The following is a 24,683-nucleotide window of genomic DNA, read 5'->3' on the forward strand; positions in this document are numbered from 1 at the left end:
GGGTTCGTGGCCCCCTAGGCCCACGCTGCGCTGACCCCAAAGGCCGTGCGGTCCAACCGCTCCAGGCGAGACTCCGTGAGCGACGCGACCTGGTCAATCACCACGCGCAACTTCGCCACATCGTCGTCTGCCTGCACAAACCACTGGCGGTAGAGCGGATCCAGCGCGCCCTCCCCTCCCTGCCACAGGTACTCCGTGACGCGGAAGATGCGGTCGCGCTGCCGCTCCTGATCGGCCATGTGCTGGCGCTCGTCCATCACGTAGAGCACGGCCACGGACTTCAGCAGCGTGACTTCCGCCTGCACCTGCGGCGGGATCACCAGATCCGCGGCGTAGCGCGCTAGGGGCTGATCACCGAACTCCGCGCGAGTGCTGGACACGCACGCGGTGACGAAGCGAGAAACCAGCTCAGAGGTCATAGCTTTCAGCGCGGTGAGGTCCGCCAACGAGCCGCCGAAGTCAGCCGCTCGGACCACCAAATCCATGCAGCGGAGGCGATCCGCGGCATCCAGCAGATCCTCCGGGGTGCCGCCGAATACGCGCGCGCCCTTTTCCGCCAGCTGGGCCAGCTCCACCAAGTCCCACAGCACGTCCAGCGTGATGCGGCCGGACAGGATGCCATCTTCTACGTCGTGGACGGAATAGGCCACGTCATCGGCCCAATCCATGACCTGCGCTTCCAGGCACTTCTTGCCCGCAGGCGCTCCCTGGCGGGCCCAGTTGAGCACCTCCAGATCATCGGCGTACGCCGAGTACTTCACCCGGCGAGCCCCGGATTCGTCCACCGGCCCCCACGGGTACTTGCACGCAGCATCGATGCTGGAGCGGGTCAGATTCAGCCCATAGGAACGGCCCTGGGCATCTAGAGTTTTGGGTTCCAGGCGCGTGAGAATACGCAACGTCTGCGCGTTGCCCTCAAAGCCGCCGCACTTCTGCGCGGCCTCATCCAGCGCGCGCTCGCCGTTGTGTCCATACGGCGGGTGGCCGATGTCATGGCTCAAACCCGCCAGTTCCGTGAGGTCCGGATCCGCGCCCAAGGTCTTGCCAATTCCGCGGGCAATCTGCGCGACCTCCAGCGAATGCGTCAGGCGCGTGCGCGGAGTATCGCCGCTGCCCGGGCCCACCACCTGGGTCTTGTCCGCCAGCCTGCGCAACGCAGCGCTGTGCAGCACGCGGGCGCGATCGCGGTCGAAGTCATCCCGCCCGTCGCGTACCGTCCCCGCCAGCCCGAGTGTCTTGTCCCCCACCGGCAGCATGCGCTCCAGCTCATGCGCGCTATATGCATATCTCTGAACCATAGGCTTACAGAGTATCCGTGATGAAGCTGCGGAAGTTATCCCGCTCGCGCTCCACACCTTCGTAGAACAGCAGCCCGCCTGTCTCGTGCAGAATGCTGGAGACCTGCGCTGCGCGGCTAGACACAGACGGCCCCTGGCGCGTCGGCGAGCCTTCCGCCGTGATGCCCTGATCCTCCACCATGCGCGTGGCTCGCAACGAGTGCCCTGGGTCGGTCACCACCACTGAAGACTGCCAGACGTTGTCCTGAGCCAACTGCCCAAAGGCCTCAGCCGAGGTCAGCGTATCCACGCCCGCGTTGATCTCCACCACGGCATCAGATGGAACACCCCGCTCATCCACCAGGTACATCTTGCCTGCCTGCGCTTCCGTGTATCGGTCGCCGTCCTGGCTGCCACCCACCGTCACGATGGTCGGCGCCACGCCTTCCTCGTACAGATCCGCCGCCTGATCCAGGCGCGCCTGCAGCCACTTCGAGGGCTCGCCGTCATATTGGGCAGCTCCCAACACAAAAATCGTGTCCGATGCAGGGTGCGCATCCTGGCGCGCATACGCCCACACATGAGCCGCCGTGGCCGTCGCGATTACGGCCGCCACGAGCACTGTTCCAAGGACCACATACACAAAGCTGCGATACAGGAAACTGGCTGTAGCGGCCACCCCGCGGCCGAAAGTATGGATTGCTTGCATGGGTAACGAGCCTAGCCGGACGAGGGGTAAATTTCCGTTAAGGTGGGCTGCATGAATCCCGTGAATTCTTCCTCCCGCGTCGCCGCCTCCCTCGCCATCGCAGGTCTGCTGGCGGTTCCCGGTGCGGCAGGATTGTTCCTTTTTCCCGACGCCATGCCCGTCGCCTCTGCACAGTCCTCCTCCACTGCCACTTCTAGCAGTACGGCGGATGCGGACGTGACGCTGGATAGCCAGCTGGTGGATGAGTCCGGAGTAATTGATCCTTCCGCCCGCTCGGAGATTCTGGATCTGCTGCACAAGGGCATTTCGGAGAACAACATCAAGCTCTACCTGGTGTTTGTGGAATCGATGCCGACAGAAGCCCAGGCGTATGCCGAGCAGCTTCGCCAGCAGGACAACACGGGCAACACGATGGTCCTGGTGGTGGATACGGTCAAGCGCCAGATTGGCTTTAACGCTGGCGGCAGCGTGCCCACCAATCTGCGAGACAAGATCCACGAGAAGGCTCGTGAGAAGTTTGCGTCGACCGACTACACAGGGGGCGCGAAGGCTGCCGCCGACGAAGCCGCAGGAACCACGGACCCAGCGTCCGTCGCGTGGCTCGGCGCGGCGGGCGTGGTGGGCATCGGCGGCGCGGCCGGTGGCGTGGTGTGGTCCCGCCGCAACCGCAAGAATCGGGAAGAAAAGCAGTTGGACGCGGCGCGGACGATCGCGCCGGATGACACCGCGGATCTCGCCTCCCAGCCCACGCACGTGCTGCGCGCGCTGGCGGATGAGGAGCTGCACAGCACGGATGAATCCATCCGCAAGGGCTCCGAGGAGCTAGATCTGGCGGTGGCGGAATTCGGCGAGGAGCGCACGCGCAGCTTGTCCCGCGCGCTGTCTAACTCCCGCAAGACGCTGAACAACGCTTATGGCCTGCACCAGCGCATACGCAGCGAGCTGTACGCGGATGAGAACGAGCAGCGCTCGATCCTGGTGGAAATTGTATCCACGTGTGGGCAAGCCGATGACGAGCTGGATGCGCGCTCCGAGGAGTTCGCCGAACTGCGGCGCGAACTGATTGACGCACCGAAGTTGGTGGACGAGCTACGGCAGGAGAACATCGCGCTGCGCACGCGCATTCCGGATGCGCGACAGAAGTTGGCGCAACTGGAGCAGCGCTACTCCCGCGAGCAGCTGGTCTCTATCGTGGACAACCCGGACGTGGCCGAGCACGAGATTGACGAGGCGGAGAAAGCTCTGGATGAAGCACGTACGATGCTGAACCTGCCCGCCGGGCGGCAATCCGGGCTGGTGGATGCGCTGAATGCCGCACGCATGGCGTGCCAGCAGGCGGACAAGCAGCTTTCGGCCGTGGAGCGGGCTGAAGAGCACATGACCGCTGCGAACCGGAACTTGGACGCGCTGAAAACTGAAGTAGCCGAAGAGCTAGCTGAGGCCGCTGATCTGCGGAAATCCGGCGCGGACTTTGACCGCTCCGGCTTGGACGCCGCGGTGGCGCGCGCGGAAAGCGCCTTGCAGCGGGCCCAGGAGATGGGCGATACGGATCCGCTGGGATGTTACTCCGAGCTGCTCGAAGCGGACGGCCAGCTGGACCTGGAGATGGACGAAGCGCGCGGCGCCGATAACAACTACCAGCGCACCATCCAGATGGTGGACCGGACGATCCACGACGTGCAGCAGCGCTTGCAGGCCGTAGAGGACACGATTTCCAACCGCGGAAAGATCATTAGCGTGGATACGCGATCCTCGGCACGGGCCGCCCGGGAGGCGCTGGACTTTGCCGTGCAGCGGCGGACTGAGCAGCCGAAGGAGGCGTTCCTGGCGGCCCAGCGAGCAAGCCAGATGGCCACGACGGCATCAGCGCAGGCCCAGCGGGATATTGAGGAGTTCAACCGGAGGAATAGTTACCGCGGCGGGGGTGGCGGCGACATGATCACCGGCATGGTGCTGGGTAGTTTGCTCAGTGGAAATGGTGGCTTCGGTGGAGGCTGGGGCAGCGGTTTCGGCGATGGTGGCTTTGGCGGGGGCTTCGGTGGCGGAGGTGACTTCGGCGGAGGCGGCTCCAGCAGCTTCTAGCTCGGCTCTGTTTGGCACACCAGCGCGGATGCCAAACAGGAGCTAGATAAGTCCGATCCAGTACATCACCGCGAACGGAATGAACAGCAGCATTAGCAGCGTCCATGCCCAGACGGAGGACACCATCCGGATTTCCATGCAGCGTCGCGCCACCCAAGACACGAAAATCTGCACATCAATAGGCAGCTTCTCCCCCGGTCCTTCAAATTCCACATGCAGGTTTCGCAACCCTCGATTGTTCGAGGTGAACTGACCCGCCTTCTGTCCGTCGATGTCGAGGACAAAGTTCTTGCTGGATTCCGCCACAATCTCAATGACGTGCCGGTCTGCCTTCACCGTGTACCGGTCAGACTTCTTGAATGACTCGTCGTTACCGACCGCCGTCCACTCACCAGTCCCAGTTTGCGCGGTAAGTCCCTCAACTTTGCCGCCAGCGTCACCATCACCATCACCACCAACACCACTGCCGGAAACCTCAGCCGTCTCCAGCTTCCACACATCTCCACCGAAGCGGATGTGCGTCACGCCGCGCTCGTCAGCAAACTCAGCCACTCGGTCCATGTCATCGGCCGGACCAGCATAAATAGGGAACGTGTGCCCATCACTTGGCACGCCCCAGCGAATATCCTTGTTCATCTGCCGTTTAGCAACCAGCCAGGCGCTGCGCCAAGTAACCCTGCAGGTCCTCGATCTGCACGCGCTCCTGCTCCATCGTGTCGCGCTCGCGCACCGTCACCGCATTGTCCTCGAGCGTGTCGAAGTCCACGGTCACACAGAACGGCGTACCGATCTCATCTTGACGACGGTAACGGCGGCCAATAGCACCGGAGGTGTCGTATTCCACGTTCCAGAATCCACGCAGCTGCGCGGCAACCTTCTCCGCGGTCGGTGTCAGCGTCTCCTTCTTAGACAGTGGCAGCACCGCGACCTTCACTGGAGCTAATCGGCGGTCTAGGCGAAGCACGGTCCGAGAATCCGTTCCGCCCTTGGAGTTAGGTACTTCTTCCTCGTCGTAGGCGTCGACAAGGAACGCCATCATCGCACGGGTCAGACCGAAGGAAGGCTCGATGACCCAAGGAACGTAACGCTCGCCGGTGGCCTGCTCGAAGAAGCTGAGATCCTCGCCAGACTCCTCGATGTGGCACTTCAGGTCGTAGTCCGTGCGGTTGGCTACGCCCATCAGCTCGCCCCATGGGTTGCCCTGGAAGCCGAAGTTGTACTCCATGTCGATGGTGCCGGCGGAGTAGTGCGCGCGCTCGTCCTCTGGCACGTCGAACTGACGCATGTTCTCTGGGTCAATGCCCAGTTCAACGAACCAATTCCAGCAGGCATCTACCCATTCCTGGAACTTCTCGTCCGCCATGTCCTCGGGCACGAAGTACTCGATTTCCATCTGCTCGAACTCTCGGGTGCGGAAGATGAAGTTGCCCGGGGTGATCTCGTTGCGGAAGGACTTACCCACCTGGCCGATGCCGAACGGCGGCTTCTGGCGGGAGGTGGTCAGAACGTTCTTGAAGTTGACGAAGATGCCCTGCGCGGTTTCCGGACGCAGGTAGTGCAGGCCTTGCTCATTGTCGACTGGGCCGAGGAAGGTCTTCATCAGGCCGGAGAACATCTGCGGCTCAGTCCACTTGCCGGGCTGGCCGGTCTCAGGATCATTGATGTCCGCCAGGCCGTTCTCCGGTGGGTGGCCGTGCTTTTCCTCATATGCTTCCAGCAGGTGGTCAGCACGGTAGCGCTTGTGAGTGTGCAGGGATTCCACCAGCGGGTCGGTGAAGGTAGCCACATGGCCGGAGGCCTTCCACACCTGGCGAGGCAGGATGATGGAAGAATCGAGGCCCACCACGTCGCCACGGCCTTGGACGAAGGTGCGCCACCACTGCTTCTTGATGTTTTCCTTGAGCTCCACGCCTAGCGGGCCGTAGTCCCATGCGGAGCGTGTTCCGCCGTAGATTTCTCCACATGGGTAGACCAGACCTCTACGCTTAGCGAGGTTTACAACAGCATCGACAGTGCCAGCCATGTTTCGCGGTGCTCCTTGGATATCAGGTTGGTGGTGCCCGGTGTGGGGCGCGCTGAGCACGACGGTATGCCCGAGCGTCCGTTCTTGTCCACATCCTAGCGTTTTGTAGTCGCGCGTCGGTTACTGGGGTTTGGGTGGGTTTTGCTCGACGCCACCAAGTAGCTGAGATGTCAACTAAATCCCAGACTCAGCGATGGCCCGGCTCACATGAGAGAACATCTCGCGTGTTCAGGCTGCAATGATAACGGGAGTAAGGTCCCGCATTCACGGTTCCTTACCTAGCTGCAGAACATGTTTTTCGAAGGCGGAAACTGCTTGTGCGAACGTTCGAGTGACGCGACGTTCTGGAGATTCTGGCATCGCCGAAGCAAACACCTTGGTGTCGATCGGCGTGTCTGGGTCCGTCTCCGGCGGATTGACCTTCAAAGTTACAGGGAAAATAAACGATCCGACTTCGGTGTGTGCGAATCAAGCTTCGCCTCCGATTTCATCTCCGAGCTTGGAGTAGTTGCTACCGATTGACTGCCAAGGTCGACGGGCAACGGTCGCCGCTGCACGCAGCATGCCGAAGGCCGAACCAATTACGCTGACAAATCACGTGCGACGTTCTCTCTCATGCCCCACCTCCCGAACCGAACTCGTGGAATGAGTAGACTTCGTCGCGCCAATCGTAGAGCGCCGCGCTAGTCAGCCAGTCGGCTCTCGTGAACCTCATTGACGATGCGTGTGTGAGCAGCTTCGCTCGGTGGCGTCCTTTTGCCTTCGCGTCGTGTCGTCTGTCTGCAGGGCGTCACCGACGCCAAGACCAGCGCGACCCGAGGGGCACGGAAGGGGGCACCAGGTCGTGTGGGGTCGGTCGCGGTCGTGGTCGCCGTGATCACGGTTCGATGCTCGCGCCTCTGGTGCTCCTAGGGGAACCCCCGACGGGGCGCCTCTCGATGTTCGTCAGATATCGAGCTGTATCGCTGACCTGAGCGTGCTTCTCGCTAGGTGACCTCTACGTCACGTGTGAGAAGGACGTTGGTGGGCTTCGCGGCGATGCGGCTGGCGAGCGAAGTTCACAGCCGCCGCGGGCGGTGCTAGCGGAGGACGCCGAGGTTTCTGGCTTCGGATACTGCCGCGGTGCGCGAGTTCACACCGAGTTTGGAGAACACCTGCACGAGGTGTGACTTGACGGTGGCGTCGCTGATGTGGAGTTGTGCTGCCACGTCGATGTGTGACGCGCCTTCGGCGACGAGTCGGGGGACCTCGATTTCGCGGGCGGACAGGCTGACTTGTGGAGCACGCATGCGCGCCATGAGGCGGCCAACCACCGCGGGTGCGAGGGCGCTTTCGCCAGCTGCCATTCCGGCTACACCGACGCGCTGCGCGACGCCTCATGGTTCCTCGGCGCCGTGGTGGCCGAAGGCCGGCCGGCCGTACAAGGTCGTATCGCGCTCGGCGTCCGAGCTGTGGGCTGTCGTCGACGCCTGACCCTGGCCCCGACCTGGCAAGCCGAAGTACAACGCCGAGTAGACCACCCGGCAGCGTCCGATGTTCCGCAGAGATGAACCCGTGGGAACTAACAAGCGCTACCCCCGCCTGCCTGCGCAGCGGGGTGAAGAGCGAAAGCTACTCGAGGCACGCAAGCATGGACCGCTGCGCACCCTCGATTCCCCCAGCTGCGACTACGCGCGCAACCCCTTACGATAGTTCCCGAGCAGGTGACGATATGGGGTCACGCCTAGCTCCAGTTCGGGGATACGAACGTGCGGTGCGTCGTCCAGGTGACGATTGAAGGCGACAAGCTGCGGTGCTGGATATGGCAGGGCGCATGCCAGCGGATCTCGGGCCCGACCGACGTCTGGTAGCCCTGCCGCGAATGATGGTCTACGGCGGAGTCGCCTCGTGATCGCCGAAAAAGTCGGCGCATCGTTCCGCTACCCACGACGCACTATCCATGAGACGATCCGCCGTATAAGTACCCCGATCATCGCCATCGTCTGCGCCCTCGGAGTCATTGTTCCACTGACGCTCGGCTTCCTGCCCAGCCAGCGCAAGCGGCGCGCAACTCTCCGCTGATTCGCGCCGGCGCGTTTGTTGGCACAGGGCCATGCTGACGACCGCGGTCGTGACGCTTACCCCTTTGCGGTACCGGCTAATCATCAGAACCGCTGTCAACGTCACGGTGATAACGAGAACAAGGACGAATGGCGCGACCACCGCAAGCATGTACAGAGCGTATGCCTTGGGATCGAGCAGCGGACCCGGGTACTATCCCGGCTCGATCGCTACACATCAACTTGAGGCGAGCCCCTTGACACGTGATTCCTAGGGTTTTTGCTGATTAGCAATGGGACGGCGTCGGAGACGCTTTACCAGAAAGACATCGAGCAACAAAAGTCAATCAGAGTGGTCATGAAAGCAGTGGTGTACGAGGGACCCAGTCAGGTCAGCACAAAGGACGTCCCGGACGCGAAGATCGAGCGATCCACCGATGTCCTGATCAGGGTAACGACGACGAACATCTGCGGCTCGGACCTGCACATGTATGAGGGGCGGACCTCCTTCGAAGTAGGCCGGACGCTCGGTCACGAAAACATGGGGGAGGTGGTAGAGATCGGTAAGGGCGTGGAGAAGGTCAGGGTCGGAGACCGAGTTGTACTCCCGTTCAACATCTCGTGCGGGTTCTGCAAGAACTGCGAACGCGGGCTCACGAACTACTGCCTCACCACCCAGCCTGACCCGTCTGCCGCGGGCGCGGCCTATGGGTTCGCCGACATGGGTCACTATGGCGGTGGCCAAGCGGAGCTGCTCCGCGTGCCTTTCGGCGACCACAACGCACTGCGCCTAGGCGAGGATGCGGAGGAGAGGGAGAACGATTACGTCATGCTCTCTGACATCTTCCCCACCGGTTACCACGCCACCGAGATGGCCGGCGTGATACCCGGCGACAGTGTTGTGATCGCTGGGGCGGGTCCGGTCGGATTGATGGCCGCCCTGTCCGCAATGATCAAGGGCGCAGCAAAGGTGATGGTGGTCGATCGCCACCCTGACCGGCTCGCGCTGGCCGAGCAGATCGGTGCGATTGCCACCGACGACACCAAGGTAGACCCCGTGCAGGCTGTGCTGGACGAGACGATGGGGCTGGGAGCTGACCGTGGTTGCGAGTGCGTGGGCTACCAGGCCCACGATCCCCAGGGCTACGAGGACACTGCCGCCACACTGAACATGCTCATCAACTCGGTCCGCTTCACCGGAGGAATCGGCACCGTTGGCGTGTTCGTCCCCCAGGATCCGGGGGCCAAGGGCGAATTGGCCACGCAGGGCAAGGCAGCCATCGACTTCGGCACACATTGGTTCAAGGGGCAGACCATGGGAAGCGGTCAAGCCCCGGTCAAGCGGTACAACCGCCAGCTGCGAGACTTGATCGCGGCCGGCAAGGCGAAGCCGTCCTGGATCGTCTCCCACGAGATCTCGCTGGACCACGCCGCCGATGCCTATAAGAACTTCGACACCAGGTCCAAGGGTTGGACCAAGGTCCTCATCAAGCCCGGCATGTCGACCGAGAAGAAGGCTAACTGATATGACCGAGACGCTACAGGGTAAGAGAGTCGCCATCCTCGCCGCCGACGGAGTCGAACGCGTTGAGCTCGGGCAACCCCGCGAAGCATTGGAACGGGCCGGCGCTCAGACCGAGGTCCTATCCATCCACGACGGTGAGATCAAGGCCCGTAAGAACGATCTGGATGAAGCGGGCATGTTCACCGTCCACGGGTTGATCGCCGACGCCTCTGTCACCCACTACGATGCCCTGCTGCTTCCCGGCGGCACGGTGAACCCCGACCAGCTCCGGGTCGACAAGGACGCCGTCTCCTTCGTCCGCGACTTCGTCGAAAGCGGCAAGTCCGTGGCGGCGATCTGCCACGGACCGTGGACGTTGATCGAGGCTGGCGTGGTCGAAGGTCGCACCTTGACGTCCTTCCCTGAGCATCCGCACGGATCTGCGCAACGCCGGTGCGGAGGTCGTTGACCAGGATGTAGTGGTGGACGGGAACCTGATCACCAGCCGCTCACCCGATGACTTGCCTGCGTTCTGTGATAAGATCGTGGCGAAGTTTGCAAGCAATTCGACCCAGGAAGAGGTACTGTCATGAGCGTGACGAAGGGACTGCTTGTCAGGTTGGAGGCCCTGCCCGGTAAGGAAGACGAGGTCCAGGAATTTCTCGGCATCGGGCGAGGGCTCGTCGATGAGGAACCGGCCACCACCGCGTGGTTCGCGATCCGTCTCGGCCCGTCCTCATTCGGAATCTTCGACGTGTTCCCCGATGACGCCGGCCGCGACGCGCACCTGTCTGGCGCAGTCGCTGCCGCTCTCGGCGAGCAGACCGGCAAACTGTTTAGCGAGCCTACGATCGAGAAATTGGACGTCCTAGGCTCCAAACTCCCCGCCTGACACCACAGACCGGGAGTACTGGCCCAGAAAGGAGGGGTCGCTGCGCGCGGTGGCTTGGGGCTTACGCAGCCCGCTGACATCGTGGCAGCGGCCCCTTCTCTTGCAACCTATAGCTAATCACCAACAGATCGGGGAACCGCGATGACAGGATCTGACAACGGCGTTACCACGACGCGTTCACCCGAGGTAGCAGTGATCGGGGGCGGGATCGTCGGTCTGTCGACGGCGTACGCGCTTCGGGAGCAAGGCGTACCGGTGCGCTTGTACGAGGCTGGTCTGCCCGGGACGGGTCAGTCCGCAGGCGAGTCGCGGATCTTCCGGCATGCCCACGACGACCCGCGACTCGTTGCTCTCGCGCGCGAAAGCCGCGGCGTATGGGATGAGTGGGCCGAACACTTCGACGTCGAGCTGGTCTCATCAGACGGTGTTCTGGCGATTGGAGACAGCGCCCTGGCGCGGCTGCGGGTGCTCGACCAGTTCGGCGGCGTGGAAGCGCGCGAGATCGACGCGGCCGAGGTCGCCCAGCGGATGCCGCTGCTCGCTGGGTACTCGGGGCCAGCGGTGCTCGACGAGTCGGGCGGCGCGATCCGCACCCGAGCCGCGATCACGGCACTTACGGGTGCCCTCGGAGATGCGGTCACCACCGGTGAGGTCATCTCCATCGATCCCCGCGCCGACGGGACGGTCGAGGTGCGCAGCGTCACCGACCGGGCTGTCTACTCCAAGGTAGTCGTGTGCGCCGGCCGCGAAACCGCCCGCCTGGCACGCAGCGTCGGCCTGTCGCTGCCGGTTCGCCTTGCCGCACACGTCAGGCTGACCTTCGACGTGAAAGCCGCCGCGCCGGCACGAGTCGCGTGCCTGCAGGACAGTAGCGGTGTCTTCGGCGAAGTCGGCGTCTACGCGACGCCGCTACCGGGCAACAGAAACTATTCGGTCGGGCTCAGCGACACCGTCGGCGTCCGCGACGACGGAACTTTCATCGACCCGGCGGCGATTCGATCGCTGGACGAACGCGCACGCGAATACGTGACACGAGCGCTGCCCGGCCTCAACCCAGAGCCGCGCGACTTCCTTCACTGCTGGGTGACCGACCTCCCGTGGAGTGAGGACGGTGTGGCCGTGTGGGAGACAGACTCTGTCCTTTTTGTGGCTGGTCACAATCTATTCAAGCAGGCACCTGCGCTGGGTCGCGCTCTTGCCCGGGCTGCGACCGGCGGCGGTCTCCGCGCCGAGCTCACGCCCGAAGCGCGCCTCGGCGAGGCCCAGAGCTAGGGCGTGTCTCCCAATCGCCGGGGACCCGCGAATCTGGCCGGCAAGCTGTTAAACGAACCCACGATCGAGAAGTTGGACGTCCTGGTCTCTAATCTCCCCGCCTGAGACTACGACCTCGTCGAGTGTGTCGCTGTGCCGGTCGGAAGGTTGTCCGCTGGAAACGCGACCCACAAAGAACGTGAGCGTCAGCGCTCATCTCATGCCACAACCGCCGGGCGGTGTCGCGCGACGTCCGGTCCAGGAATGCGTGGTCAGCTGCCGCGCCGATGATCTCAGTGAGGTTGAGCGTCGCCGTTGAAGTCAGGATTGAGGACACATCACCACGGCGTTCGCTCAGCCACCGCCGCTAATCGACGAGGCTTGCACGATCCGCAGCGTCGAGTGGCGTGCTCTCGAGAAAACCGTAGTGCTTGTCCATCTGTGCGTACATCTCTGTGAGGACGGTCAGACCTCGCTCGCGCAGCACACTGCGATTCTCGGATTCCAAAATCCACACCGTTTGGAATCCGCCGACCAGGGCTCCTCGCAGCACAGGGGTCTGATGCAGGAACAGGTGACAGATCTGGTTAGGCCGCGAGGGCCAGGTCGTTGTTCATGATGGTTTCGAACTCGATGGGCGTCAAACGGCCCAGGCGGGCCTGTCGGCGTCGGCGGTGGTAGGTTCGCTCGATCCAGGTCACGATGGCGATGCGCAGCTGTTCACGGGTGGCCTAGGAGCGCCGGTTCTGGACGTTCTTCCGCAGCAGGCTGAAGAACGATTCTCTCTCGGTGTTGTCGCCGCATGACGCGACTCTGCCCATCGAGCCGATGAGATTGTGGATGGCGAGCTCGCGGCAAAGTTTCCTGCTTCGAAATTGCGATCCACAGTCCGAATGCACAAAGCAGCCGTTCACGTCTCCGCGCATCCGGGTGGCGTTGCGGACGGCGCCGACCGCGAGCGGCACCTTCATCCTCGAGTCCATCGAGCAGCCCACGATCCGACCGCTGAAAGCGTCTTTGACAGCGCAGAGGTAGAGCTTGCCCTCAGCGGTCTTGTGGTCGGTGATATCGTTCAGCCAGAGCTGGTTCGCCCGGTCCGCTTCGAATCGGTGATGCTCGCGTCCGTGCTCGTCGATGACGACGCAGAGATCGCCATGCCTCCCGATCCGCCCTCGGCTCGCCCTCGTCACGAGCCTCGTCAGCGAGGAGCCGATACCCGAACTTCGGGTCGTCGCGGTGAGCGTCGAACAGCGCGTTCGCACGATACGCCTCCTCCAACTCCCGCTGACTCGCGGGGTTACGCAACCAGCGGTAATAGGGCTCTTCGCAGTTGACGGTGTAGTCGGGGTCGAGCGCGTCGGCGGCGGGTAGGGGTCGAGGTCTCGTAGGATGGAGGTTCCTAGGCCAGCCGTCCGAGAGAGACCTCGACGTGTTCCACGCTACCTTCGCGACCTCTGACCTGGCCACGTTCTGCCGCTTCGACGAGCTGGGCCTGGAGGTCGAGGGGCAACGGCTTGAGCCCTGCCGCGCAGTGCTCGCGTGCCGGGTCGTCGACGCGGGCGATTGGCGCCGAACCTGTGGCTGCCAGGGCGTGCCGCGGGACACGGTCACGCGCAGATTGGCGCATGTCCCGTTCGGACACCGGCCGACGACACTGCTGCTACGCGTGCGCCGCTACAGGTGTTCCGGTTGCGGCCGCGTCCGGCGGCAGGACCCCTCTGCGGCGGCGGAGTCGCAGGTGAAGAGCTCCCGCGCTGGCGTTTGATGGGCGCTGGAGGGGCTGGTGCTCGATCACCTCACCGTCTCCCGGGTCGCCGCTGGTCTCGGGGTCGCCTGGCACACCGCGGACACGGGGGTGCTGGAGGAGGGCAGGCGTCTGCTCGATGATCCTACGCGCTTCGACTCGGTCGCGGTGCTGGGCGTGGACGAGCACGTCTGGCGCCATACGCGCCACGGCGATCGCTACGTGACCGTCGTCATCGACCTCACTCCGATTCGCTACGGCACCGGGCCTGCCCGCCTGCTGGACAAGGTCGAAGGTCGCTCGAAGCAGGCTTGCAAGCAATGGCTCACCGACCGCGAACCCGCCTGGCGCGACGGCGTCAAAGTGGTCGCGATGGACGGGTTCTCGGACTTCAAGGCCGCCACCGCAGAAGATCTGCCCGACGCGGTCGCCGTCATAGATCCGTTCCACGTCGTCCGCCTCGCAGGCAACGCGTTCGCCCGGACACTGAAGCAACGCGCCGCCGACGTCCTCGCCTACTTCGACCGGCCCGGCACATCGAACGGGCCGACAGAGGCCGTCAACGGCCGCCTCGAACACCTCCGCGGCTCCGGCCTCGGCTTCCGCAACCAGACCCACTACATCGCCCGTCCGCTACTCGAAGCTGGAGGCTTCAGACCGTCGCTACACCCTCAATTGCGATGAGCCCCATAACCCGCTTCGTCTCCATTCAGCCTTGTGCGCTGTACTGTCGACAAGTCACGCCGCCGGGCGCTGTCCTTGGGTCATGCTATGCTTCCCGCATGAAGAGTGGGCTGATGAAACGGGGCATTAGTTGACGAACGATTCGCACGGAGTCGGGTTCGGCTGTGCTCTTGGTCGTCGTCGCAGCGGTCGCTTTGCTCTGGGCGAACTCGCCACTCTCCGAGGCTTATTTCGGGCTGTGGGATAGCGAGATCGGGTTCGATGTCGGCGGGTTCGGACTGCACATGAGCCTGCACCACTGGATCAACGACGGCCTCATGATAGTCTTCTTCTTCGTCGTTGGCCTCGAGGTGCGACAGGAGTTCGCGCATGGGTCGCTCCGAGACGCCAGCCGCGCGCGTCTCGCGTTGATCGCTGGCGTCACTGGCGTGGCACTGCCCGCAGTTTTCTACATCCTGATCGCGGCCGCCGCGGGCGGCGACGGGCTCGGTGGATGGGGCGCGGTGGTCGGTACCGACACCGCGTTCCTGTTGGGTGCCCTCGCGCTCGTCGGCCCGAAACTCTCCGGCCAGTTGCGGGTGTTCCTACTCACCCTCACCGTCGTCGATGACTTCCTCGCCGTCTCCATCATCGGCATTGTCTACAGCGACGAGATCCGGTTCGTTCCGCTGCTGATCGCAGTTGCCTGCCTGGCTGGGTTGTGGCTTCTGGGTCGTTCGCGGCAATGGAGCGCCGCACCGTACGTACTGATTGTGATTGTGCTCTGGTTCGCGACCGTTGATTCCGGAGTCCACGCCTCCCTCGCGGGCATGGTCGCAGGACTCCTTATCCCCGCCTACCCGACGCGTCGGCAGAAGGTGGTCGCGGCTCGTCAGCTGTTCCGCGACTTCTGGCAGTCGCCGAGCGCGGCATCGGCCCGCGCAGTCGATCGAGGTTTGGCGCAAGGTATCTCGGTAAATGAACGCATGCACGAGGTCTTGCGCATGCCGACCGCGCTCGTCATCGTCCCGATCTTCGCGCTCGCGAACGCTGGCGTCGACCTGCGCGACGGCGTGCTCGTCGATTCCTTCCAGTCCCCCGTGACGTGGGGAGTCATCGTAGGTCTCGTGCTCGGCAAACTTCTCGGCATCGGTCTCGCCACCTTTGTCGCTGTGAAGCTTGGAGCCGGTCGGCTACCCGAGGGTGTCGGGATGGGCAGCGTGTTTGGCGGTGCGGCGCTTTCGGGGATCGGGTTCACAGTGTCGCTCCTGGTAATCGGCCTCGCGTTCGGCTCGACGTCCGACCTGGGTCGGCAAGCGACCGTCGGCGTGTTGGTCGCTATGGTGCTCGCTACCGCGCTTGGTTGGCTGATTTTCCGGGTTGCTGCGAAACGCTGGGGAGAGGAGACGGCAGATTTGCCGATGGTGCTCACACCACCCGTTGATCCTGAAGTCGACCACATCCGCGGACCAGAGGACGCCCAGCTCACGCTCGTCGAGTACATCGACTTCGAATGTTCCTATTGCGCGCACGCAACGGGTTCCTGGGAGGACCTTCACAGCCGGTTCGGGGACGATCTCCGGTATGTCGTTCGCCAGTTACCACATCACCCTCACGGCCCCATAGCCGCACGAGCGTCGGAGGCGGCATCGAATCAGGGGATGTTCTGGCCGTGGCTGGACTTAGTCTTCACGCGGCAAGATGCGCTCGAGCGCGAAGATCTGATCCGCTACGCCGAAGAGCTGGGCCTGGATGTCGCCCAGTTCACGGCTGACCTCGATAGTGCGGCCGTACGTGCCCGTGTCGAGCGGGATCTCGAAAGCGCCGATGCCAGCGGGGCGCACGCCACCCCGACGTTCTTCGTAGACGGTCGACGGTTGCTGGGTAGCTACGACGCTCGAACGCTCACCTCAGCCCTCGAAGCCAGCCGCCGAGCCACACGAACCCAGGAAGTGCGCTCCTGAGTCGTCAGGCGTCGCGGGGCGCGTCGGTACACTTGCCCGAGCGAACAAGAACACCCGTTGGCAGGGCGTTCGTCGCCCTCGAAAGCGGTGGCGCGGGAATGTACCTCCCCGTTGCGGCACTATTCCTCATCTAAGTTCGCGGATTCTCGGTTGCGGACGCGGGCCTCGCATTGGGCATCGGGGCAGGCCTCGGACTGCTGTTCCCCATGTTCGCCCGGACGCTGGTTGACCGAGTTGGCCCTCACAGGGTGATCGGCACCGCCCGTTTCTCGGGCTCATCCTTCTGGGCTTTTTCATCACCCTGGTGATGGAGTTCTTCCCAGTTGCCTTCCGGTGATCGCTGTCGAACCACTCGGCGCGCAGGCAAGGTTGCCGACCTCGCAAACGCCGGCCCGGCCGTGCTGTCGAGCACCCTCACAGGAGTCGCGGTGGCGCTGACGAGCTCACGTTCTCGGGCATTCGCTGTGCGGCTCGGAGCACTGCTGCTCTTGGCGCGGATCGCCTCAATGGCCGCCGTCTACGCAGTTCCTTCAGCGTGGCTTGCGGTGGCCCTGTTCGGATCGGCGCTGATTCTCGGAGTCGGAACGGTCGTGCTCGGCACGAGAATGAACGCGGCCGCGAGTGAGGTCGCCCCGCCGGAACAGGCTGGACGCTACCTCGCGGCGTTCCAGTACTCATTCAGCGTCTCCAGCCTCACCGCGCCTCTTCTGATGTCGACTTTCACGTTGTCGGGTGGTTGCCGTAGGTGCTACTCACATTGGGGCCTGCGGGGGCGCTCGTACTGCTTCCGTGGCTACGTCGCGCGCTGCCGCCCCCGTGTGCTCGCTCTCGCTCCCGACCAGACTGAAGCCGGAGCCTAACCCGTCCGCATCCGACGGGTGAGGACGACGCCACCACCTGTTAGAAGATATGCACGATCCCTGTGTCACCAGGCGGGCGCGAGATACTCTGCGGCGAGACGCCGATGACAACGATCAGGAGAGGCCTCTGAGCAGAGGAGCACTGCCTCGTTGAAGTCAGCAGGACTGAGCACCGCTTCGACCTGGCGACCATCCAAGAGGCGCACGTGTTCAGCGGCGTATTGCTCCCACGACACAGCCCCCGTGCTGGTGGTCACCTAGCGCTTGCTCTGTCAGGGTGAGAAGCAACTCCTGCCGATAATGTATGTCGCAAATGTCACTGAGGAAGAACTTGAGGTCGTCTCGCTTCTCGAATCCTGCGAGCTGCGAACGGTTCCGCAGCCGTATGTCAACAAGAGCCGTCGCGCCGCTGTCGGAGAGCAGACCGAAGAACTCGCGCGCCGACTTCTTCGTGAACCCGATGGAAAACAGCCGCATCATCTTGCTTCCCACGGTCGATGAACCTGCTTACCACAAGACCCGATTGGTACAATCACGAAATGGATCAGCTTCCCTCATTGTCCCCCCACGTCCAGCCCGATGTCCGGGTGCGTGGTGCCCGCGAACACAACCTCAAGGACGTCGATCTCACGGTTCCGCGTGACGCGATGGTTGTATTCACGGGCGTGTCCGGATCCGGGAAGTCCTCCTTGGCTTTCGGCACGTTGTACGCGGAGTCGCAGCGGCGCTACTTGGAGTCAGTTGCCCCGTACGCGCGGCGACTGATCGACCAGGCGGGTGTCCCCGACGTCGACTCCATCACCGGGATGCCGCCCGCAGTCGCCTTGCAGCAGCAGCGCGGAGGGCGCAGCGCGCGCTCCTCTGTAGGCAGCATCACCACGCTGTCGAGTGTGGTTCGGATGCTCTATTCGCGAGCCGGTGAATACCCAGATGGACAGCCGATGCTCTATGCCGAGGACTTCTCCGCGAACACCGTGCAGGGCGCGTGCCCCGAGTGCCACGGCATCGGCAGAGTGTACACGGTGACCGAGGAGCAGATGGTGCCCGATCCCTCACTCACCATCCGGGAGCGCGCCATTGCATCGTGGCCGACCGCCTGGCACGGCCACCAGTTGCGGGACGTGCTCGTCGCGCTCGGCTACGACGTCGACGTACCGTGGAAGGATCTGCCGAAGAAGGATCGGGACTGGATCCTCTATACCGACGAGACCCCCTCCGTTCCCGTCCACTCTCGACTCACACTCGCCGAGGCGCGCCAGGCGATCCGAGCAGGAATCGAACCGAGCTACTCGGGCACCTTCGTCGGCGCGCGGCGGTACGTGCTCGACACTTTCGCGAACACGAAGAGCGCGTCGATGAAGCGCCGCGTAGCCCAGTTCATGAGCGCGGCAGTGTGCCCGGTGTGCCATGGGAAGCGGCTCAAACCCGAAGCACTGACGGTGACGTTCGAAGGACTCGATATCGCGGACTTCTCAGCCTTGCCACTGCGTGAATTGGCTGAGCTCCTCGAGTCCGTCGTCGCCGAGTCTGACCGCGAGGGCGAGACCTCCGGCGCCGTGGTAGACATCGCGACTAGACGTGAAGCCATCGAGCAGCGCGTTGCTGCTGGCGGCTCGGCGCACTCCGCTGCGCCGGATGTCCGTCGCACACCGAATCAATCTGTCGAGAAGCGCGCCGCGGCATCCCGCCTGGGCGCAGAATTGCTGGACCGCCTGCGCCCCATCATCGATCTCGGACTCGGTTACCTCTCGCTAGGTCGCACTACGCCGACACTGTCCGGAGGGGAGCTACAACGACTTCGACTCGCCACGCAGCTCACGTCGGAACTGTTCGGTGTTGTCTACGTCCTCGACGAGCCGTCAGCCGGTCTCCATCCGCACGACGTCACCGCGCTGCTGGGTATCCTCGACGGGCTGAAGCAGCGCGGCAACAGCCTCTTCGTCGTGGAGCATTCCGTCGACGTCATAAGGCACGCAGACTGGCTGGTCGACATAGGCCCCGGAGCCGGGGAACGCGGCGGGCGCGTGATCTACAGCGGACCCACGGACGGGCTCGCGGAGGTCGACGAGTCGGTGACGCGCGGATACATCTTCGGGGGCAGCGGCCTTCCACCGCACCAGCCCCGTGCAGCTCACGACTGGTTGCAGCTGGAGCACGTCACCCACAACAACCTGCAAGACGTATCTGTGGCGCTACCGCTCGGAACGCTCACGGCTGTCACTGGCGTGTCAGGGTCGGGGAAGTCGAGCCTTGTCAGTCAAGTCCTGCCTGCCCTCATCAGCGCCAAGCAAGGAGACGCCCCTCGCGTCGAGGAAGAAAGCGCTGAGGCTGACGCCCTGCTCTTCACTGACGAGTCCGATGAACCCGGAGGGTCCGTCGAGGGCGATCTCACGACCGTCCGGCGTGTGGTCAGCATCGACCAGAAACCCATCGGCCGCACGCCCCGCTCCAACGTCGCGACCTACACAGGACTCTTCGATCATGTGCGACGCCGGTTCGCCGAGACCCCGGAAGCTCGGATACGCGGATACAAGCCCGGTCGGTTCTCCTTCAATGTCGCAGGCGGCCGCTGCCCGACCTGTGAGGGTGAAGGCTCCGTGATGGTCGAGCTGCTCTTCCTGCCCTCGGTCTACACCGAGTGTCCCGACTGCCATGGCACCCGCTATCAATCGAGCACCTTGGAGATCACCTGGCGAGGGTGCAACGTCGCGGAAATCCTCGCGATGAGCGTCGAAGAGGCTCACGAGTTCTTCGCCGGCGAGTACAACGTGATGCGCTCCCTCACCTCGCTGGTCGATGTCGGGCTCGGTTATCTGCGCTTGGGACAGCCGGCCACAGAGCTCTCCGGTGGAGAGGCGCAGCGTGTGAAGCTGGCCACCGAACTGCAACGAGCGCAGCGCGGCGACACTCTATACGTTCTCGATGAACCGACCTCCGGATTGCACTGTGCCGACGCAGACCGTCTAGTTACCCACCTTCAGACTCTCGTCGATGCGGGCAACACGGTCGTGATGGTGGAACTCGACATGCGAGTGGTCGGCGCAGCCGACTACGTCATCGATCTCGGGCCGGGAGCCGGTGACAACGGCGGCACAGTGGTCGCGTCCGGAACGCCAGCAGAGGTTGCCACGTCGAGAAACAGCGCTACAGCGTCGTATCTCGCCGCCGCCCTCGCCGAGGCCGCGACGCTGACGTCAGGGGCATAACCGGCTCTTCGCCGTTGAGTGTGGGGTATCGGGTGACGCGTCGGTAGCCGGGGCTGCTCGGGAGATGGGTCGAGGTCTCCGAGGTCAGAGGACTTCTACCTCATCTGATCGCGAAGACCTCGACGATGACCGAGCCTACGACCTGCTGCAGTGCCGATGGCAACTACTGCGAGCGGACGCTGTAGTCATGAAGGCAGATACCCTCATGTTGACCATCCCGAGCCAGCTCGGAGTAGTGCTCAATTTACGAATTCTGCAGAACTTCGCGGAGCACGTGGCCCCAGCACTGGATTGGGAACCAGCCAGCCGCTAGGTGAATTCTGCAAGCTCCCGCGAGCCCTGCCCGAGGTACCTAGCCTGAGCAATCACAACGACGTCGCCTAGCCGGAGATTTGATCTCTATGCCCCTTCCCCGGCAGATGACCATCAAGAATCCCCTCACAATTTCCGCGGTTGGGCTCCTAATCATAGTGCTTTCTTCTGGTCTCTTTTTGGCTAAAAGGGCGATCGTTCAGGACTATTTTCCAGCCCTCCGGTGACAGTGATCTTTACTGGAGCGGGTCTGATCTTTGCCGGATACTTTCTCCGTCTGTTGAGGAACGCCTCAGCAGCAGTGATAGCCGCGCTAACCCTCGCCGGCTTGATGGTGTTTATATCCGGTCTTTCCCTCATGCATGAACAGCAAGACGAGGCAATCATTTTCTCCCCTGCGCTTCTGGCGTACCTGGCACTGGGCTTGGTGCTGGTGCCGACTTTCTTACCGTTGCTAGAGACACCCGAGGAGAAACATCGTCCAGCACAAACGGACACGCATTGATTGAGCTCTGTTTTGTACAATGATCCCCCAGAACTACCACGCCCCGTCCCGCGAACCGGGGTAAAGCAAAAATTCGGGATAGTTCCGAGGGATCCTTGTGCAAAACACTAAAACCTAGTGCGGGGTCAAGGATGGTGCGAAGGGTGCAGAAGATGTAAAAGAACCCGCAGCTTGGGGGGTTGCTGCGGGTTCCGGCCACGCTGTTCTCCGAAGAGAATGGGGCCTGTTCCCATAAGTTGGCGCAGCGTAGGGGGGGGATTAACACTGCGCCAGGGAACTACGTACATTAAACGTCCCGTGTTCATGGGTGTCAAGTCCTGGGGCATTCTTTATGCGTCGGATCCATAATGCTTATTGACACCTAATTGAAAACGATGATCTAAACGCCTAGGCTGGGGCTCTACCTGCACATTCGCCGCATCATCTACCAATCGGAGTGCTGCGCGCGTCGTCCGCGCGAAGCGCTGCGCGCCAAGGAGTTTTCCATGACCCGTTCGACCGCTGAAACTCAGAACACTTCCGAGGGTTCACGGCCCAAGATCGGGCAGCGCAACACCCGACAGCGCGCTGCCGTCCAAGACGTGTTGGAGGGAATCACTACCTTCGCCTCCGCCCAGGACATCCACATGAAGCTCAGCAACGCGGAGCAAAAAGTGGGTTTAACCACCGTCTATCGCACGCTGCAGCAACTTTCTGAGCTAGGCGCTATAGACACTCTCCAGGACGATTCCGGCGAAACCCTCTACCGCAGCTGTGCCATGGATACCCATCATCACCACCTGGTGTGCACTAACTGCCGCACCACCGTGGAAATCGACGGCGGGCCCGTGGAAGATTGGGCGGAAAACACCGCCACAAAGTACGGTTTCCAGAAGTCCGGCCACACCGCCGAGATCTTCGGCCTTTGCAAGAACTGCCAAAAGACCAGCTAGCCCGCGCTGACCCCAAACAGGGTTCCCAGCAGGAACGTCACGCCTGCCGCGCCAAAGCCGATCAACAGCTGGCGCAGCGCGCGCTTGCCCGGAGCCACACCGGAAAGCAGCCCCACAATAGCGCCCGTCATCAGCAGTGCAATCCCCACCATCACGCTGGCGGTAATCGCCGCGGACGTGCCAGAAGCACCGAACACATACGGCACCACAGGGATCACCGCGCCCACGGCGAAGCAGAAGAAACTAGAGATCGCCGCGGACATACCCGAGCCGCCCGGCTCTTCGATGTCCTCGACCGCCGAGCGCTCCAGATCAGATTTATTCCAATCATTGGCTCCCACTTGGATGTGCTCAAACACATCTTGGGCCTTGGCGCGGGCATCATCCGCGCTCATGCCGCGGGCGCGATAGACCAGCTCCAGCTCGTTTTCTTCCATGTCCAACTTGGGCACGGAATCCTGGGTATTAGGATCGGGGCGGTTGGCGTCGAGCAATTCCTGCTGCGAACTGACCGAAACATACTCACCCGCCGCCATCGACAACGCACCGGCCAGCAAACCAGTCAGACCCGTAATCAGCACCACGTGCGACGACGCGCCCGTGCCGACCATGCCCAACACCAGAGCCAAATTGGATACCAGACCATCGTTGGCACCGAAGATCGCCGCGCGGAAATCGCCGGACATCTTCGCGCGGCCACGAGCCGCCAGTCCGCGCACCACCTCGGCGTGAATCGCCTCGTCCGCAATCATCTGCTCCGAGGCATCCGCATCCTTGATGTAGCTGTTGCGGGATTCCGCGGACTGCAGCAGCGCCAGCACAAACACGCTGCCGAAGCGCTTGGCCATCCACGCCATCAGGCGCGTGCTCAGGCTCGCCTGTCGCGGCAGGCCTACGTTCTCGCCCAGGCGGGCGCGCCAATACTCCTCGTGCCGAGACTCTGCATCCGCGATGCCCATGAGGATCTCGCGCTCCTCACCCGTCTTCTTCCGAGCGAGCTCGCGGTAGACCGCACCCTCGGCACGCTCGTCGGCGAGGTGCTTGCGCCAGCGCGAGATCTGCTGGCGCGTCGGCTCAATCCCAGTTTCTTCGACCACCGCTCTCCCCTACTTCGTCCCGCCGAAACGGCGATCGCGCTTGGCGTATTCCAACACAGCCGCACGCAGGTGATTCGGCGTGTAGTCCGGAAACAGTACGTCCTGGTAGACCATCTCCGCATACACGGACTGCCACGGCAGGAAGTTGCTGGTCCGCTGCTCACCCGAAGGCCGCAGGAACAAGTCCACATCCGGCATGTCCGGCTCATCCAAGTACTGCGCAAACAGTTTCTCGTTGACGTGACGAGGTTTGATCCGACCCTTCGCCACCGCGTCCGCCACCCCGCGCGCCGCGTCCACGATCTCCGCGCGCCCCCCGTAGTTCACGCACATCACTAAGGTCATCTTGGTGTTGTCTTGGGTCAGCTCCTCGGCCTTTTCCAGTTCGGAAATGACCGACCGCCACAGCCTGGGCCTTCTGCCCGCCCATCGCACGCGCACGCCGAGGCTGTTGAGGTAGTCGCGTTGTCGCCGTAGGACGTCCCTGTTGAACCCCATCAGGAACCGGACCTCTTCGGAAGATCGACGCCAGTTCTCCGTGGAAAAAGCGTATGCCGAAAGGTAATCCACTCCGAGTTCCAAGCACTCCTCCACCAGAGAGATCAGAACGCCCTCGCCCCTCTCGTGACCTTCAGTGCGCACCATCCCCCGCTCTTCGGCCCAACGGCCGTTGCCGTCCATCACGATGGCGATGTGACGAGGAGTTAACTCCGTGGGGATATCTGCGCGATCAATATGGTCAAAGTTCACCAGTCCCATATTGCCAAAGAGTGCGCCTTAAATAAATAAGCGCACGGTGATCTTCTTGGGTGGTCCCTCGATGAATTCCGGGGGATCTCGGGATTTTCTACAGCGCGCCGTACGCCGTGCATGGCGCTTCCAACTGCTGGTGGACATGCCCCAGCAATAGCTCGTGGGCTGCGCGGGCGATTGTGGAATCCTGCAAGATATCCGCCGCAGCATCCGTGCGCCCCTTCGAAAGCAGCCACAGCGCATGCACCGCTTCTGCCGGCGGATGTGTGGCACCCGGGGGACGACACAACCCGCAGACAGCGCCACCCGCTAGGGCGTGAAACGCCCGGTGTGGCCCCCGGGCTCCGCACTGCGCACAATCCACCAAAGACGGCGCCCATCCAGCTTGCTGAAGACTCTGCAGGACAAACTGATCCACGGCAGATACCGGTGGCAGATGCGAATCGGGCGTGGCGAGGGTGTTGAGTGTGGCATCGAGGAGAAAAAAGACCTCAGAATCGCCAAACAATAAGGCCATCTCCAACAGGGCGGACGCGGCGAAAAAGAGGTCCGGATCAGCCACAATGGCGGGCGCGTAAGTGGCCACGGTGGTCGCATCCGTCACATTCGCCAACCCGGAGGGGCCGGACTTGCTCGAGGGGTAGATCTGCACGTTCACCCGGGAAAAGCGATCCAACCTCGCGCCGAAACGAGACTTCGTCTTGCGGATACCCTTGGCCACCCCGCGCACCACACCGTGCTTTGCGGTCAGCATCACCAGAATCAGATCCGCCTCACCCAGCTTGTGGGTGCGCAACACAAAAGCCTCGTCGCGGTAGTTCGGGCGACTACCGTAACGAGGCATGTGGACTTCCTAATTGAGCGAGAGCC

At 63.0% G+C, this 24,683-nt stretch carries 20 protein-coding genes and 4 pseudogenes; 12 read left to right on the plus strand and 12 right to left on the minus strand.

All coding sequences use genetic code 11. The annotated features are described in order from the left end of the window. Nucleotides 1-14: 14 nt before the first annotated feature. Nucleotides 15-1,298, minus strand: a complete 1,284-nt coding sequence (locus tag IM764_RS01040) for a deoxyguanosinetriphosphate triphosphohydrolase (RefSeq protein WP_099299051.1) — start codon at nt 1,296-1,298, stop codon at nt 15-17. A gap of 4 nt (nt 1,299-1,302) precedes the next feature. Next, the gene (locus IM764_RS01045) at nt 1,303-1,986 is read right to left on the minus strand and encodes a YdcF family protein (protein ID WP_099299052.1); all 684 of its coding nucleotides are present in this window, start codon (nt 1,984-1,986) and stop codon (nt 1,303-1,305) included. Between the two features lie 51 nt (nt 1,987-2,037). Between IM764_RS01045 and IM764_RS01050 the strand changes: the two genes are divergently transcribed. Beyond that, nucleotides 2,038-4,068 carry a TPM domain-containing protein gene (locus tag IM764_RS01050; RefSeq protein WP_228073192.1) on the plus strand — a complete coding sequence of 677 codons (2,031 nt, stop codon included), beginning with the start codon at nt 2,038-2,040 and terminating at the stop codon, nt 4,066-4,068. Between the two features lie 42 nt (nt 4,069-4,110). Here the strand turns inward: IM764_RS01050 and IM764_RS01055 are convergent, their stop codons facing one another. The 3 genes from IM764_RS01055 to IM764_RS01065 form a co-directional block, all read right to left on the minus strand. Next, a complete protein-coding gene (locus IM764_RS01055) occupies nt 4,111-4,680 on the minus strand; it encodes a hypothetical protein (RefSeq protein ID WP_370551497.1) in 570 nt (189 codons plus the stop codon). A 31-nt stretch (nt 4,681-4,711) separates the two neighbouring features. Then, a complete protein-coding gene (locus IM764_RS01060) occupies nt 4,712-6,091 on the minus strand; it encodes a glycine--tRNA ligase (protein ID WP_099299238.1) in 1,380 nt (459 codons plus the stop codon). 1,079 nt (nt 6,092-7,170) lie between these two features. Beyond that, nucleotides 7,171-7,437 (minus strand): response regulator transcription factor, encoded by a 267-nt coding sequence (locus tag IM764_RS01065; protein ID WP_228073193.1) that lies wholly within the window; start codon nt 7,435-7,437, stop codon nt 7,171-7,173. Between the two features lie 541 nt (nt 7,438-7,978). Here IM764_RS01065 and IM764_RS01070 point away from each other — a divergent pair. From IM764_RS01070 to IM764_RS01090, 5 genes and pseudogenes are all read left to right on the plus strand, one after another. After that, nucleotides 7,979-8,152 carry a hypothetical protein gene (locus IM764_RS01070; RefSeq protein ID WP_194186585.1) on the plus strand — a complete coding sequence of 58 codons (174 nt, stop codon included), beginning with the start codon at nt 7,979-7,981 and terminating at the stop codon, nt 8,150-8,152. 336 nt (nt 8,153-8,488) lie between these two features. Continuing rightward, entirely contained in the window at nt 8,489-9,655 is a 1,167-nt protein-coding gene (locus IM764_RS01075) for a glutathione-independent formaldehyde dehydrogenase (RefSeq protein ID WP_194186586.1), read from the plus strand. Nucleotide 9,656: 1 nt separating this feature from the next. Then, nucleotides 9,657-10,227, plus strand: a pseudogene (locus IM764_RS01080) (type 1 glutamine amidotransferase domain-containing protein). Then, nucleotides 10,224-10,526 carry a putative quinol monooxygenase gene (locus tag IM764_RS01085; protein ID WP_194186587.1) on the plus strand — a complete coding sequence of 101 codons (303 nt, stop codon included), beginning with the start codon at nt 10,224-10,226 and terminating at the stop codon, nt 10,524-10,526. Before IM764_RS01080 ends, IM764_RS01085 begins: the two are co-directional and overlap by 4 nt. A gap of 141 nt (nt 10,527-10,667) precedes the next feature. Beyond that, the gene (locus IM764_RS01090) at nt 10,668-11,798 is read left to right on the plus strand and encodes an FAD-binding oxidoreductase (protein WP_194186588.1); all 1,131 of its coding nucleotides are present in this window, start codon (nt 10,668-10,670) and stop codon (nt 11,796-11,798) included. A 346-nt stretch (nt 11,799-12,144) separates the two neighbouring features. Here the strand turns inward: IM764_RS01090 and IM764_RS01095 are convergent, their stop codons facing one another. Continuing rightward, the gene (locus IM764_RS01095; protein WP_194186589.1) at nt 12,145-12,285 is read right to left on the minus strand and encodes a hypothetical protein; all 141 of its coding nucleotides are present in this window, start codon (nt 12,283-12,285) and stop codon (nt 12,145-12,147) included. A 223-nt stretch (nt 12,286-12,508) separates the two neighbouring features. Further along, on the minus strand, nt 12,509-13,039 hold the full coding sequence (locus IM764_RS01100) for a DDE-type integrase/transposase/recombinase (protein ID WP_194186590.1): 531 nt from the start codon (nt 13,037-13,039) through the stop codon (nt 12,509-12,511). A gap of 167 nt (nt 13,040-13,206) precedes the next feature. On the opposite strand from IM764_RS01100, the pseudogene IM764_RS01105 reads away from it, so the two are divergent. Together IM764_RS01105 and nhaA are read left to right on the plus strand one after the other, a co-directional pair. After that, nucleotides 13,207-14,205 (plus strand): annotated as a pseudogene (locus IM764_RS01105) (ISL3 family transposase). A gap of 140 nt (nt 14,206-14,345) precedes the next feature. Further along, a pseudogene (gene nhaA / locus IM764_RS01110) lies at nt 14,346-16,148 on the plus strand (Na+/H+ antiporter NhaA); the annotation flags it as partial. A 925-nt stretch (nt 16,149-17,073) separates the two neighbouring features. Here nhaA and IM764_RS10510 read toward each other — a convergent pair. Beyond that, entirely contained in the window at nt 17,074-17,265 is a 192-nt protein-coding gene (locus tag IM764_RS10510; RefSeq protein ID WP_370551498.1) for a DUF488 family protein, read from the minus strand. Next, nucleotides 17,219-17,500, minus strand: a complete 282-nt coding sequence (locus tag IM764_RS10435) for a DUF488 family protein (protein ID WP_370551499.1) — start codon at nt 17,498-17,500, stop codon at nt 17,219-17,221. Before IM764_RS10435 ends, IM764_RS10510 begins: the two co-directional genes overlap by 47 nt. 47 nt (nt 17,501-17,547) lie before the next feature. Here IM764_RS10435 and IM764_RS01120 point away from each other — a divergent pair, with 47 nt between their 5' ends. The 4 genes and pseudogenes from IM764_RS01120 (at nt 17,548) to IM764_RS01135 (ending at nt 21,963) form a co-directional block, all read left to right on the plus strand. Further along, nucleotides 17,548-20,214 carry an excinuclease ABC subunit UvrA gene (locus IM764_RS01120; protein WP_194186591.1) on the plus strand — a complete coding sequence of 889 codons (2,667 nt, stop codon included), beginning with the start codon at nt 17,548-17,550 and terminating at the stop codon, nt 20,212-20,214. A 166-nt stretch (nt 20,215-20,380) separates the two neighbouring features. Then, nucleotides 20,381-20,527: pseudogene (locus IM764_RS10305) on the plus strand (alkane 1-monooxygenase); the annotation flags it as partial. Nucleotides 20,528-20,749: 222 nt separating this feature from the next. Next, the gene (locus tag IM764_RS01130; protein WP_194186592.1) at nt 20,750-21,031 is read left to right on the plus strand and encodes a hypothetical protein; all 282 of its coding nucleotides are present in this window, start codon (nt 20,750-20,752) and stop codon (nt 21,029-21,031) included. 485 nt (nt 21,032-21,516) lie between these two features. After that, nucleotides 21,517-21,963: a Fur family transcriptional regulator gene (locus tag IM764_RS01135; RefSeq protein ID WP_194186593.1), complete on the plus strand. Its 447-nt coding sequence runs from the start codon at nt 21,517-21,519 to the stop codon at nt 21,961-21,963. On the opposite strand, the gene IM764_RS01140 is transcribed toward IM764_RS01135, so the two are convergent. The 3 genes from IM764_RS01140 to recO all read right to left on the minus strand — a co-directional run bounded on the left by IM764_RS01140 (nt 21,960) and on the right by recO (nt 24,657). After that, nucleotides 21,960-23,060, minus strand: a complete 1,101-nt coding sequence (locus tag IM764_RS01140) for a VIT1/CCC1 transporter family protein (protein ID WP_194186594.1) — start codon at nt 23,058-23,060, stop codon at nt 21,960-21,962. The genes IM764_RS01135 and IM764_RS01140 overlap by 4 nt on opposite strands. A 9-nt stretch (nt 23,061-23,069) precedes the next feature. Then, nucleotides 23,070-23,810 (minus strand): isoprenyl transferase, encoded by a 741-nt coding sequence (locus IM764_RS01145; protein WP_370551500.1) that lies wholly within the window; start codon nt 23,808-23,810, stop codon nt 23,070-23,072. Between the two features lie 97 nt (nt 23,811-23,907). Beyond that, complete coding sequence (recO, locus tag IM764_RS01150; RefSeq protein ID WP_194186596.1) at nt 23,908-24,657, minus strand: DNA repair protein RecO; 750 nt, start codon at nt 24,655-24,657, stop codon at nt 23,908-23,910. Between the last annotated feature and the right edge of the window lie 26 nt (nt 24,658-24,683).

This window comes from Corynebacterium sp. ED61 (genome assembly GCF_015233855.1).
Taxonomy (GTDB): Bacteria; Actinomycetota; Actinomycetes; order Mycobacteriales; family Mycobacteriaceae; genus Corynebacterium; species Corynebacterium dentalis.